Source organism: uncultured Brachyspira sp., from assembly GCF_944390595.1.
In the GTDB taxonomy this organism is placed as follows: domain Bacteria; phylum Spirochaetota; class Brachyspiria; order Brachyspirales; family Brachyspiraceae; genus Brachyspira.
This window is the reverse complement of the sequence record NZ_CALXRN010000121.1, coordinates 1-13,866: the sequence shown is the minus strand read 5'-3', so window position 1 is coordinate 13,866 and position 13,866 is coordinate 1. Positions and strand designations below refer to the sequence as shown.

11 protein-coding genes are annotated in these 13,866 nt (G+C 22.0%); 10 read left to right on the top strand and 1 reads right to left on the bottom strand.

Annotated features, from left to right (window positions below; translation table 11 throughout):
• The 5 genes from Q0J90_RS06935 to Q0J90_RS06915 all read left to right on the top strand — a co-directional run.
• Positions 1 to 1,438 (top strand): ABC transporter ATP-binding protein (locus Q0J90_RS06935; RefSeq protein ID WP_297277209.1); only part of this gene is annotated, 1,438 nt, incomplete at its 5' end.
• A 3-nt stretch (positions 1,439 to 1,441) separates the two neighbouring features.
• On the top strand, positions 1,442 to 2,656 hold the full coding sequence (locus Q0J90_RS06930) for a glycosyltransferase family 2 protein (RefSeq protein WP_297277208.1): 1,215 nt from the start codon (positions 1,442 to 1,444) through the stop codon (positions 2,654 to 2,656).
• 56 nt (positions 2,657 to 2,712) lie between these two features.
• Positions 2,713 to 3,903 carry a glycosyltransferase family 2 protein gene (locus tag Q0J90_RS06925; protein ID WP_297277207.1) on the top strand — a complete coding sequence of 397 codons (1,191 nt, stop codon included), beginning with the start codon at positions 2,713 to 2,715 and terminating at the stop codon, positions 3,901 to 3,903.
• Positions 3,904 to 3,963: 60 nt separating this feature from the next.
• The gene (locus tag Q0J90_RS06920) at positions 3,964 to 5,178 is read left to right on the top strand and encodes a glycosyltransferase family 2 protein (protein WP_297277206.1); all 1,215 of its coding nucleotides are present in this window, start codon (positions 3,964 to 3,966) and stop codon (positions 5,176 to 5,178) included.
• A 2-nt stretch (positions 5,179 to 5,180) separates the two neighbouring features.
• Positions 5,181 to 6,308 (top strand): hypothetical protein, encoded by a 1,128-nt coding sequence (locus Q0J90_RS06915; protein WP_297277205.1) that lies wholly within the window; start codon positions 5,181 to 5,183, stop codon positions 6,306 to 6,308.
• Here Q0J90_RS06915 and Q0J90_RS06910 read toward each other — a convergent pair.
• Complete coding sequence (locus Q0J90_RS06910) at positions 6,305 to 7,813, bottom strand: glycosyltransferase family 61 protein (protein ID WP_297277204.1); 1,509 nt, start codon at positions 7,811 to 7,813, stop codon at positions 6,305 to 6,307. The two genes, Q0J90_RS06915 and Q0J90_RS06910, sit on opposite strands and share 4 nt — an antisense overlap.
• Before the next feature lie 92 nt (positions 7,814 to 7,905).
• On the opposite strand from Q0J90_RS06910, the gene Q0J90_RS06905 reads away from it, so the two are divergent.
• From Q0J90_RS06905 to Q0J90_RS06885, 5 genes are all read left to right on the top strand, one after another.
• Positions 7,906 to 9,000: a glycosyltransferase family 2 protein gene (locus tag Q0J90_RS06905; protein WP_297277203.1), complete on the top strand. Its 1,095-nt coding sequence runs from the start codon at positions 7,906 to 7,908 to the stop codon at positions 8,998 to 9,000.
• A gap of 248 nt (positions 9,001 to 9,248) precedes the next feature.
• Positions 9,249 to 10,511 carry a hypothetical protein gene (locus Q0J90_RS06900; RefSeq protein WP_297277202.1) on the top strand — a complete coding sequence of 421 codons (1,263 nt, stop codon included), beginning with the start codon at positions 9,249 to 9,251 and terminating at the stop codon, positions 10,509 to 10,511.
• A 31-nt stretch (positions 10,512 to 10,542) separates the two neighbouring features.
• Positions 10,543 to 11,748 (top strand): ATP-grasp fold amidoligase family protein, encoded by a 1,206-nt coding sequence (locus tag Q0J90_RS06895; protein WP_297277201.1) that lies wholly within the window; start codon positions 10,543 to 10,545, stop codon positions 11,746 to 11,748.
• A gap of 25 nt (positions 11,749 to 11,773) precedes the next feature.
• On the top strand, positions 11,774 to 12,886 hold the full coding sequence (locus Q0J90_RS06890; protein WP_297277200.1) for an ATP-grasp fold amidoligase family protein: 1,113 nt from the start codon (positions 11,774 to 11,776) through the stop codon (positions 12,884 to 12,886).
• 103 nt (positions 12,887 to 12,989) lie between these two features.
• Positions 12,990 to 13,866, top strand: an 877-nt coding sequence (locus Q0J90_RS06885; RefSeq protein WP_297277199.1) for an FkbM family methyltransferase, incomplete at its 3' end; no start/stop codon positions are given.

Here is a 13,866-nt window from a genome sequence, read left to right as displayed (position 1 = left end):
TGTATTAAATACTGATATAGGATATTTTAAGCAGGAAAGAGAAGGAACAATATTAGCACGTATAAATGAGGGTAGTGTTATATCTAGTTTTGTTACAGCTACTTTTCCGAATATGATCACTATACCTTTAACTTTAATACTTACATTAGCAGTATTGTTCTTTTTGAATGCTAAACTTACATTAGTATGTTTAATAGCAAGTCCTTTGATAGCTATAGGTACTGATATGATATCAAAACTTATAAAGCCTAGAATTGCTAAATCTCAGGAAATGAATGCTAATATGGGCGGTATAATGCAGGAGAATATGAGAGGAATTGAAGTTATAAAAATATTTTCCAAAGAAGATGTTGAAGTTGACAGATATATCAAATACAACAATGAAATAATAGATTATTCAAGAAAAATGACTATGATTTCAGTATTAAATAGACCATTAGTAGAATTAATAATGATCGTTGCTATGCTGCTTATATTGGCTTATGGCGGATATTTAGTATTTAATGGGGAGATGCCTTTTGAATTTTTATGGGGATTTTTACTTTACATGCTTAATATTTCTACACCTGTAAGAGATTTATCTGGTCTTTTTGTTGGTTTACAAACTACTAAAGTAGTAGGCAAAAGAGTATTTCAAATGATGGATTTGCCTCAGGAAGATGTTGACGATAAGACAAAGATGCCTATGAATCCTATAGAAAGTTCTATAGAATTTAAAGATGTAGAGTTTGAATATCCTAAACGCGGTAATGAAGAACCATTTAAATTAGGACCTATAAATTTTAAAGTTAAAAAAGGCGATATAATTGCTTTTGTAGGTAATTCTGGAGGAGGAAAAACTACTTTAGTTACTTTGATACCTAAATTATTTTTACCTTCATCAGGTCAGATTTTATTTGACGGTATAGATTATAATGAAATTAATACTAGAAGTTTAAGACAGCATATAGGTGTTGTATCTCAGGAAAATATTTTATTTTACGGAACAGTTAGAGATAATATAATATACGGTGATACTAATGCTACAGATGATGATATGATAAGGGCAGCAAGAATGGCACATGCTGATGAGTTTATATTGAAATTACCTAATGGTTATGATACGCATATCGGTCCTAGAGGTATAATGCTTTCCGGAGGTCAGCGTCAGCGTATAGCATTAGCCAGAGCTGTTTTAAGAAGACCTTCTATATTAATTCTTGATGAAGCTACTAGTGCTTTGGATACTGAAAGTGAAATGTATGTACAAAAGGCATTAAATGAGATTATCAATCTTCAAACTACATTTGTTATTGCTCATAGGCTTTCTACTATAAAAAATGCTACTTATATATGCGTTGTTGAGGATGGTAAAATAATAGAATCTGGTACTCATGAAGAATTGATGAATAAAGGAGGAAAATATCAATATTTATATTCATTGCAGTTTAGAGAGTAATTCATGGATAATAGAGAACCTTTTATATCTATAATAATACCTGTTTACAATACTGAGCAATATTTAAAAAGATGTTTAGACAGTGTTGTTAATCAGACTTTTAAAGATATAGAAATAATAATAGTTAATGATTGTTCTCCAAAAAATTGTGATGAAATAGTAAAAGAATATAATGATGAAAGAATCTTTTATATAAAGCATGATATTAATAAAGGTACATTAGCTTCAAGAAAAACAGGAAGTATAAATGCTAATGGAAAATATATTACTTATCTTGATTCTGATGATGAATTGTATATTAATGCATGTCAGCTTATATATGAGGAATACAAAAAAAGAGAAGTTGATATTGTACATTTTTCTGCTGAGGCTGTATTAGATGATAATTTAAATATTAGTGCCAAAGAAAAAACAAAAGCAATTAATAAAGTTGAATGGTATCTTTCATCTTCAAGAAATTTGATTAATGAAAAATATTTATTTTATGAGGTTGCACAAGAAAAATTACCGCATAATATGTGCGGAAAGGCATACAAAAATGAATTGATAAAAAAATCTCTTGATTATATACCTGATGTAAGATTAAATAATGCTGAAGATATGCTTCAATTTTTAATAACAATTTATTTTTCATCAAGTTATTCTGCTATAAATAATAAATTATATATTTACCATATAAGTATAGGGGAAAGCAGCAGTAACAGAGATAGTAGTTTAATGTCGGTAGAAAAATATGATATTTTATGTAAGGGTTCTTCTATAGCATGTAATGAGTTTCTTTCATTTTTGAAAAATCAAGGTACTGAATTATTGTATGGATTTTATTATTATACTATATACTACAATCAGTATCGATTTTTAAAAGAAAAAATAGTAAACAATGAAAACAAAAACAAATTTATAGATGTATTAGAAAGTTATTTTGATGTGAATATTATTAATATGTATTTGAATTTAAAAGAATACGAAGATTTAAAAATACAAAGAGAAAAAAGTATTATTAATAAACTTACTCCATACTTTTTTTCTATTATAATGTATGAGTATTATATAAATATAAAAATTTTGGGTATAAAAATAAATTTAAAAAATAATAAATGTTTAAAAGAACCTAAAATAATATCTTTTAACTCTTTATTAAAAAATATATTTTCTATTAATACTGATAATAAAAATGATAAGTATATTAAGATACTTTTTATAAAAATCAAATTATAATTTGTTGTTTTATATATTTATGATATAATATTTCAAATTATGATTGAGAGTTTTATATGTCTTTATTTTCCATTATAATACCAGTATATAATACTGAAAAATATATTTCTAAATGTTTAGACAGCTTAATAAATCAAACTTTTAAAGATATAGAAATTATTGTAGTTAATGATTGTTCAACTGATAATTCTAAACAAATTATAGAATCTTATAAAGAAAAAGATAGTAGAATAATATATATTGAAAATAAAGTAAACAGCGGTCCTTTAGTTGCTAGGAAAAATGGTACTTTAAAATCTAGTTCTAAATATGTTACATATATTGATTCTGATGATGAGCTTGAATTAAATACATTTGAAGAAGTGATTAATATTTTACAAGATAAAGAATATGATGTAATACATTTTGATATGTTGGCAGTAACAGATGATAAAAAACAAAAAAAAGAAATTGAAAGATATAGTTCCACAAAATTAAGTGTAATTGATGAAAATTATTTATTTAATGAAATACTTTTAGTTAATATTGCCAGTACAATATGTGCAAAAATTTTTAAAAGAGAAATAATGGTTGAGGCTTTTAAATATATAAAAGATAAAAAATGTGTATTTTCTGAGGATATGCTTCAAGGTGTAATTGCTTTTTATTTTGCAAAATCATATAAAGCTATAGATAAGAAACTTTATAAATATCGTTGCAATGTAAGTGTGAGTAATAAATCATCTGATGAATTAAGTTTAGATAAATATAAAACTATATGCAGTGATTTGAGATATTCTCTTGATACTTTATATAATTTTCTATGCAGTATAAAAAAAGATAAATTATACTACTATGAGTTTTTATTTTTATCATATAGACATTATGAGTTTATAAAAAATAAAATTGATAAAAATAATTCTGATTATATAGAAGTTTTAAATTCTTATTTTTCCCAAGATTTTATAAATGAATATAATGAATGTATATTAAAAAATAAATACTATTTGAATAAAAAAGAAAAATTAGAAAAAATTAATAAAAAACTTCTTCCTTATTTCTTTTCTGCAATAGTTAATGGATATAATACTTCTATAAGATTATTTGGTATTAGTATAAACGTACAAAATAAAAAATGTTATTATGAACCATTAGTTATAAGTATAAGTAATATATTGAGAGTCTTATTTTCTATTCAAGAAGAAAAAGAAAATAATATAAAAAAAGTTTTTATTAGAATTCTTGGTTTAAAGATTAGAATAAAGTGATTAATTGACAAATATAGTTATTAATATTATAATATAAAATATTTGATTTTTAGAGTTTTTATGTTTAAATTTTTATTTTCTAAAAGAGATGAAGGTATAAATTGTAAGAGAAAAATTTTTGGTATTTCTATTACTACAAAACCAAATAGATTAAAATTAAAACAATTAGATGAAAAGATAGAAAAACTAAAAAAAGAAAATACTATTTTAAATAATTTAGTTTCATCATGTTCATATCAAAATTTAACAAAGGACTATATATCAAATTTAGATAGCACAAAACCTTTTGTTTCTGTAATTATAACTGTTTATAATTTAGGAAGAAGATATTTAGTTCAATGTTTAGAAAGTGTTATAAATCAAAGTTTAAAAAATATAGAAATTATATTAGTTAATGATTATTCTCCTTTGGAAGAAGATGATAAAGTATGTACTGAATATGCTAATAAAGATAAAAGAATAAAATATATTAAAAATGATAGTAATTTTGGAGCGGGTAAATCTAGGATGGTTGGTTTATCTATATCAAAAGGGTATGCTATATCTTTTATAGATGGAGATGATTTTTTATCTTTAAATCTTTATGAAATAAGTTTTTATGAGATGATAAAAAATAATGTTGATATAGTTTGCTATAGTTACAATATGTTTAATGTAGATGATATGACATTTAGAAATTCAAATATAGAACGTATTCCTTATACTACCATATATGGAGAATATGTTTTAGAATTTTATTCTTCAAGAAATAATCCATTAGATATGGGATTATGGACTAAACTATATAAAAAAGAGTTATTAGAAAAATTAAATTATAATGATATATTAGATTCTCATAGAGGTGAAGATGTATCATATAATTTTAAGATATTTTTGCATGCTAAAAGTCTTGTATATATTCCATTAAACTTATATTTTTATACATACAATAGAGATACATCAATTACAAATTCGTCAATAAAAAATGATAAATATTTCACAGATATTAAGGATGTTTTTATAGATATTAAGGATTATTTAATAAAAAATAATTTTGAAAGTTATGTTTTATATTTAAATGGTTTATTTTCACATTTTTTTATAGATTTATATGAAGTTGCTCTTTATATGAATAGATTAAATAAAACATATCATTATTTAGAATTATTGTCAGATATAGTTAATGAATTTATAGAAAATAAAATAATAGACAGAAATATTTTATTACAATATGTAAAATCGTTAACTGATAAAATTGGTATTATTGAATGGTATAATAAAAATATTAAAGGATGATAATGAACAATTTTTTTAGTATAACAGATGTAGATGATAAATTTAAGTCATTAAATATTTTTAACATTAAAATAGCTATAAAAAAAGAGTATTATAAATTATTTTTCAAACATAAAATAAGAGAAAATTCAATTTTAATAATAGAAATAAATAGTGGTCATGGTGAAACTATACCAAGTTTTATTAATTATTTTCAAAAGTTAAATTATAATGTTGATATTATAGTAAATTATGATATGGTAAGAGATAAAATATTAAATAAATTTTGCTTTAATAATATTAATTTATTCTATATGACTTTTGATGAAATAAATAAAATATTAGAAAATAATATTATAAATAAATATAAATATCTGTTTTTTAATTCGCTTGGTTTTTATAAAGGGAATAAAGTTACCCATATTTTTGAAATTAATAATAAGATAAATATGCCTATTGAAAAAATTGTAGGAGTAGAACATAGTATTATAGACGATAATCTAAAATTATGTAAGGAAAATACTATTACTCTTTTACCTAATAGCAGTAAATGTAAATATGCTAATCCTCATTATTTTGGAGAAATTAAATCAAAAAACAAAAATAAAGATATTATAAAATTTATTTTGACTGGAAGGGAAGTTCATAGTGCCAAAAATATAGATTTATTAATTAATGCTATAAGGAATATTATAAAATCTGGTATTAATAATTTTAAGTTAATTTTGACAGGCAGGGTTTCAGGTTTAAATATTAATATAGATGATATTAAATCCCATGTGGAGTTTACAGGTTATTTAGATTATGTATCATTATATAACATGGTAGAGGAGTCAGATTTTATTTTACCAATGCTTGATCCTAATATAGAATCTCATAAAAGATTTTTTGAAGATGTTTCTGGTAGCTTTCAATTAGTTTATGGCTTTGGGATTATACCTATAGTTCATAAAGCTTTTTCTAATAGATATGGTTTAGACAATAGTAATTCTTTAATCTATAATAATGATGATGAATTTGTAGAGAATTTAAAATATGCAATAGGTATGTCTGATGAAGAATATCAAAATAAAGTTAAGAATATATTTATCTATTCAAATAAATTATATCAAGAATCTTTGGAAAATCTTAAATCTATATTAAAAAATTAAGATTCTTTTTTTTCATTTTTATATTTATTATATAAATTACTAAATTCTATCTCCTCTTGTTCTTTCCAAAAAGGTGGCGTTGGTAAATGATATTTATTTCTTAATTTTTGTCTTAGACTTGATATTGGAATTAATTTTACTAAAGAATGAAGCATTCTTGTTTTTAAATTTAATTCATGATTTAATTTTATTTTAATAATATTTAATCCAAATATATGTATTTCAAAAAAATTATCCATTTGGAAAGATCCTATTTTAGTTGTTTTTCCTATAAATAGAAAAGTTTTTATTGGTATAGTACTTTCGTTTATGCTATTATGTTGCAAATCTATTAATTTATCTGATAATTCATCTTTAGATATTTCTTTTACATTATTATTAAGATATTCTTTTGCTCTTATATACATTCTTTTATAAACTTTTGACCAGGTAAATATATAATCTATAATTTGATTATACTCATACATAAAATCTTTTTTATTATATTTGAAATTATTATCATCAAAGAATTTAAATAGATATTCTGTAGCACCTATTAAAAAAGGTCCTGCTGTAACAGCTGGTGGCAAAAAATTATTATTTGCGCATATTATTGTTGTTCTAGAGTTGTTTAATAGATCAAAATTAAAATTATAATACTCTATATCATTTCTATTAATAATTATATTTTCCAAATTATCATTGGCAAATATCATATGCATTTGGTTTGATCCTACAGCACCAACAAAATATTCTGTACCTTTTAGTATAGATATTTTTTCATATAATGATAGTTCTTCAGGATAAAATATTTTATATCCATTTATTTTAAAAGTATTATCAATGGGGTCATTAAATAGTGTTCTTTTTTGAGATAATTTATTTCTTGAGAAATATACTTTCTTGTATTTTGATGGCTTAACTTTTTCTTTTATTTTATTAATTACAGCTTTGTATTTTATATTAATTTGTAAATCTAATTTAAATGATTTTTCAGGTACTACAACTTCTTTAAATTTTAAAGGTTCCTTAGCTATTATTATATTTTTTTCTTCTATGCCAAATAATTTTAATAAATTTAAACAATCTTGAGATATATCTCTTATAAATACTATTTTATATTCATTAATATCTTTATCTAATAAATACCATAATCTGTCTATAGATTCTGATAATGTTTCACCATATTGTGCCTGAGGATATCCTATTCCCATAAATACTGCTTTTTCAGATATTAACTTTATATTATTAAGATATAAAGTTTTATTATTAAAATTAGAATTGAATATATTATTTATATTTTTACCATATATATTTATTATATTACCCCTTTTAGATAATTCAGATATTGTTCCATTTTCTCTAAATACTACTCCGATATTAAAATTGTCATTTTCAAAAGGAACTACTATACCATTTTCTATTTTTTCATATGATAACTCTTTTTCTGATATATTTTTACATATTCTATATGAGTTATTTATTATATCATTCATGGTATTAGGTCCATAACATTTAAATATCATAAATTAGCCTTTAATATTGATAATTTTTTATATAATGATATACTACTGCTATAATAATTTCAATAATTATTCATTGATATATTGGAGTTTTTATGATTAAAGTAAGTATAATAATACCAATTTATAATGCCGAAAAATATTTAGAAGAATGTTTAAATAGTGTAATAAATCAAACATTTAAAGAAATAGAGATTATATGTATAAATGATTGTTCTAAAGATAATAGTATTAATATAATAAAAAATATTAATGATGATAGAATTATATTAATTAATAATGAAACTAATATTGGTGCAGGATTATCCAGAAATATTGCCTTAGATAGAGCAAAAGGTGAATATGTATTTTTTATGGATGCTGATGATTATATAACAGAAAATTTCTTTGAAGAATTATATAATACAGCTATTCATTATAAATCTGATATGGTTAGTATGCTTAATGTATATGATGTTTATGATGATAAAAGCATTAAACCTTATGATTTAAATTATGTTTATAATTTAAAAAAAGATTTTAAAGGTAATTCTAAAGCAAATATATCTAATTTATATGATGGAACAAAAGAAGGTATAAATGTGGCTACTTGGACAAAATTATGGAATAGAGATTTTTTAATAAAAAATTCTATATATTATTCATCGGTTTTATGTTATCAAGATGTTGAGTTTTTTTATAAAGCACTTATTTTTGATCCTAAAGTATCTTATAATCATATTCCAAAATATTTTTATAGAAGACATAATAATTCAATAACAAGTAAAAAATCTATAGATATAAAATATTTTGAATCTTTATTGCTACTTATAAACAATTGTTATAATTTTTATTTGGATAATAATAAAAAAGAATACCTTAAATACATGTTTAATTATTCTTTTAGTTTTTTAATATATGTTTTAAATAATTTTGAAGATAAAGAAAATGCATATAAAATAATAAAAAAATATATTGAAAAATTAAATTTAAATAAAGATAATTTTTTAAATGATTATGATTATCAGTTATATAATAACATTAAATATATAGATAATTATTTTAATTTTCTTATTTTAATAAATTATATAGATACTAAAAAAAGATTAGATATTACAGAAAAAAAATTGAACAATTTAGTAAATACTATAGCGTGGTTTATACCATTTAGAAAGTTACGTGATAATTTTAAAAATAAGCTTTTTTCTTGAATACTTGACTTTTTTATTATTTGTAATACACTTTATTAATTCTAAATTATTAAAGGCTATTCTAAATGACTAAAAGAAGAAGATTTAAGGAAAATATAATAAAAAAACAATTTAAAAAAAGTTTAGGTTATGAATTAAATTTGGAAAATACACAACAGAATATAATAAATTACAACCTATGTTGCAATATAAAATTGCAGCATAGGTTTTTTGTTTTTTTATAATTTGAATATTAAAAAGGAGATGAGATGTTTGAATTAAAAGTTAGAGAAGAAGAAAGAGATGGTTTTATTTATAAAATTATGGATATGGATTTAGGAGATAAAAAAGAAGAAATATATATAAAATTACCTATATCAGAGAAACAATATTTGACTGATTTATATGATCCGTATGTTGTTTTTAATATTTTTAAAATGATGTCTATTGGGGGAGAATGTAGAATAAGAGGAAAAGTGAGTAAATCTTTACTTGATAATTTAGAGATGTTTGTTGGATGTTACAAAGTTTGGCTTCCTAAACAATGTAAAGATATAACTATAATTGCTGATGAAGAAGTGGATGAGCCTAAAAAATTAAATAATGATGCGGTTATGTGTTTTTCAGGAGGTTTGGATAGTGTTGCAACATTGTATAGACATTGTAATGGATTAGCAGGTAGGAACAATAGAAATATAAAAAAATTATTGGCTATAAGTGGAAATAGAGGTGTAATTGAAAATGTAGAGGAGGTACATGAAGTAAGAGGAGGAAGAATAAAGAAAATGGTTTCAGATATGGGACTTGATGTCACATTTGTAGATACTAATTATTATGAAACAGATACTATTTTTTCTAAATTAGAAACTTTTCTTGTGGTTTATGTTGCTATAATGATGCTGTATCAGGATACATATAATAATTTAATTATAGCTTCAGATCAATTTATTTATTACGATTCTATTAATGTAGATGGTAGAGGATCAAATCCAATTGTAAATAAATTATTGCAGTCTAACAGATTTAGACTTATAACAGATGGAGAATTTATAACTAGAATAGATAAGATTAATACTATTAAAAATTGGAAACTTGCTATTTATAATATGTTGGCATGTGATGCTCCTTTAACAAAAGATAATAAATGCTGTGGAACTTGTAATAAATGCCTATTTACAAAATTAGATCTTATATTTTCAGATGCTAATGCAGATTTAAATCTTATATATGAAAATACTAGTACAGATTTAAATAATTATGAAATAATAGGAGACAATTATATATTTTATGAGGAGATACTTTATTATGATAAATATAAAAAGAAAGTTTTAGATGATGAATCAAGAAAAAAGATAAAGTATTTGATAGAAAAAAATAGACACCCCGAATATGTAAAAAAAATTAATGATTTAGAAAAATCTAATGTATTTAATCTATTAACTATATTTAATTTTAAATTATTTGCTATTAACAATAATACAGGGAATATAACAATTACTATTTTTGGTATAAAAATCACTATAAAAAAGTAATTTTATCAAATAAAAAATCTGGGATTTTTATATGACTAAAAAGGATAATTTAAATTTTAAAGAAAAAATAATAAGAAAAAAGTTTAAGGAAAGTTTGGGATATGAATTAAATTTAGAGAATCCAAAAACTTTTAATGAAAAACTTCAATGGTTAAAATTATATTATCATGATCCTTTGATGACAAAATGTGCTGATAAATATTTAGTAAGAGAATATGTAAAAGAAATAATAGGTGAAGAATATTTAATACCTTTATTAGGAGTATGGGATAGTCCTGATGAAATAGATTTTGATTCACTTCCAAATCAATTTGTATTAAAAGTAAATTGGGGATGTGGACAAAATATAATAGTAAAAGATAAGACTAAATTAAATATAGATGAAATAAAAGAAAAACTTAAATATTGGTTAGAACCTTTTTCTAATTTTTATTACTATAATTATGAATGGCAGTATAAAAATATAAAGCCTAAAATTATATGTGAAAAATATATGAAACAGGTTAATGATCAATTGTATGATTATAAATTATTTTGTTTTAATGGGAAAGTTAAATATATTCAAGTTGATTTAGATAGATTTACAAATCATACGAGGTGCATTTATGACACTAACTGGAAAAAACAGGAATTTAAAACTCATTCTTTTTATGGGTTATATTTAGGTGATATAAAAAAGCCAAAAAATTTAGATCTTATGATAGAATTATCAAATAAATTATCTCTAAAATTTTGTCATGTAAGAGTAGATTTTTATGAAATAGATAATAAATTATATTTTGGTGAATTAACTTTCACTCATGGCAATGGTATGGAGTTATTTTCTATATCTGAATATGACTATAAATGGGGGAATTTGTTAGATTTACCTAAAGAAAAGAAAGTAGAGTATGATTATATTAATTTAAATGATACTATAGAGAAATTATGCGATTTAGAAAAAACTGCAATTATATATAAGAAATATGAAAAAAATTTTATATTATTTAAAAATAAATATGAAAGATTAAAATCTAAATCTTTTTCTTTATTTGGCTTTTTTGATGAAGAGGAATATTTTACGTTGATTATTTTTGGGATAAAAATAGCATTTAAAAAGACCAGACCAGACCAGACCAGACCAGACCAGACCAGACCAGACCTAATTAACTATATATGTATTGATTACATATTTTTTTATAATAATACAAAATATCAAAAATTACAACCTATGTTGCAATACAAAATTGCAGCATAGGTTTTTTGTTTAAATTGGAGCAAGTATGACTAAAGAAGAAAATTTGAAATTCAAGGAAGATATAATAAAGAAAAAATTTAAAGAAAGTTTAGGTTATGAATTAAATTTGGAAAATCCTAAAACTTTTAATGAGAAACTTCAATGGTTAAAATTGTATTACAATGATCCTTTAATGACAAAATGTGCAGATAAATATTTAGTTAGAGAGTATGTTAAAGAAATAATAGGTGAGGAGTATTTAATACCTTTATTAGGAGTTTGGGACAATCCAGATGATATAGATTTTGATTCACTTCCAAATAAATTTGTATTAAAAGTAAATTGGGGTTGGTCACAAAATATCATAGTAAAGGATAAAACAAAAATTAATGTAGATAAAATAAAAGAAAAATTAAGATATTGGATGGAATCTTTTTCCAATCACTATTATGTTGATTTTGAATGGCAATATAAAAATATCAAACCTAAAATTATATGTGAAAAATATATTAAAACACATTTAGGCATTTCATATGAATATAGTGTTTTGTGTTTTAATGGTATACCATACTATATTTATGCTTATATGAATGGTTTGTCATCACATGATGATGGACATATGTATATTGTATATGATACAAATTGGAATAAACAACCTTTACTAATTGAAGAACATTTTATTTATGATGAAAAAGATAGTATAAGCGTAGAAAAGCCAGATAATTTAGATTTGTTATTAGAATTGACTAGAAAATTATGTTATAATTTTTATTTAGTTAGAGTCGATTTTTATAATATAGATAGTAAATTATATGTTGGAGAATTAACATTAACTCCTGCTAGTGGATTTACTAAAACTACTACTATAGAGTATGGATATAAACTTGGAGAATTATTAGAATTACCAAAAGAGAAAAAAATAGAGTATGATTATATTGATGTAAGTACTGCTGTGGAGCAATTGTGTGATTTGGAAAGAACTGCAATTACATATAAAAAATATGAAGAAAATTTTAGATTATATAAAAATAAATATGAAAGGTTAAAATCTAAATCTTTTGCTTTATTTGGCTTTTTTGATGAAGAGGAATATTTTACGTTGATTATTTTTGGGATAAAAATAGCATTAAAAAAGAAATCAAAATTATATAATTTGTAATTATATTATACTTTGTTTACTATTTAATTTATATATAATATTAAGTATTGTTTTTTATTTGATTTGATATATAATAATCTAATTATTGGTATAAGGATTTTTTATGAAATTAGATACAATAAATAGAATAGTATATTATATTCCAATCAGAAAATTGAGAGATGCTGTTAGAGAATATTTAATAATGCTTATAGATTTAGATGAAGAAATATGGGATTTGTCAACTATAATAGAGTTTAGAAAATCTTTCAAAAAAGATAATGATTTTATATCTAGATATAAAAGATTAATAAATGGTTTGGATGATAAAAGTATTGATATCGTTTATGATATAGTATTTTGTATAACTAATTTTAATAATATAAATGATAAGATATTTTTTCATAAAGATGAATTAGAAAATTTAAATACTATTAGAAATAATTTTTATAAAAAAATATCAAAAGTTAATGATGAATGTTTTATATATAAAAAGTATTTACTTTCGAGATTTTCTGTTGGAATAAATGTATTATATGAAAGACATGGTATAGAAAATGTACATGATATGAATAAAATTTTTAGTAAAAATATTATAGATGCTGGGGCATTCTTAGGAGATTCTGCAGTATTCTTTTCAGAATATACTAATAATAAAGTTTATAGTTTTGAAGCATTTAAAAGTAATTATAATTTACTATTAAAAACTATAGAGTTGAATGATATTAAAAATGTAGTGCCTATTAATATGGCTTTAGGTAATGAAAATAAAGAGTTTTCTATATTTTATGATGGTAATCATAGTGGAATGTTATCTATTGAAACTGAAAAACAATCAGATTTAATAGAAGAAAAAACAATGATGATTACACTGGATAAGTTTGTTGAAGATAATAATATAGAAGTAGGTTTAATAAAAACAGATTTGGAAGGTTTTGAGCAAAAATTTTTGGAAGGAGCTATAAATACAATTAAAAAACAAAAGCCAATTTTAATGATTA

Excerpts from the sequence above, each read along its gene's own strand:
- Q0J90_RS06930 (WP_297277208.1), top strand. The coding sequence starts at position 1,442 with ATGGATAATAGAGAACCTTTTATATCTATAATAATACCTGTTTACAAT.
- Q0J90_RS06925 (WP_297277207.1), top strand. The coding sequence starts at position 2,713 with ATGTCTTTATTTTCCATTATAATACCAGTATATAATACTGAAAAATAT.
- Q0J90_RS06920 (WP_297277206.1), top strand. The coding sequence starts at position 3,964 with ATGTTTAAATTTTTATTTTCTAAAAGAGATGAAGGTATAAATTGTAAG.
- Q0J90_RS06915 (WP_297277205.1), top strand. The coding sequence starts at position 5,181 with ATGAACAATTTTTTTAGTATAACAGATGTAGATGATAAATTTAAGTCA.
- Q0J90_RS06910 (WP_297277204.1), bottom strand. The coding sequence starts at position 7,813 with ATGATATTTAAATGTTATGGACCTAATACCATGAATGATATAATAAAT.
- Q0J90_RS06905 (WP_297277203.1), top strand. The coding sequence starts at position 7,906 with ATGATTAAAGTAAGTATAATAATACCAATTTATAATGCCGAAAAATAT.
- Q0J90_RS06900 (WP_297277202.1), top strand. The coding sequence starts at position 9,249 with ATGTTTGAATTAAAAGTTAGAGAAGAAGAAAGAGATGGTTTTATTTAT.
- Q0J90_RS06895 (WP_297277201.1), top strand. The coding sequence starts at position 10,543 with ATGACTAAAAAGGATAATTTAAATTTTAAAGAAAAAATAATAAGAAAA.
- Q0J90_RS06890 (WP_297277200.1), top strand. The coding sequence starts at position 11,774 with ATGACTAAAGAAGAAAATTTGAAATTCAAGGAAGATATAATAAAGAAA.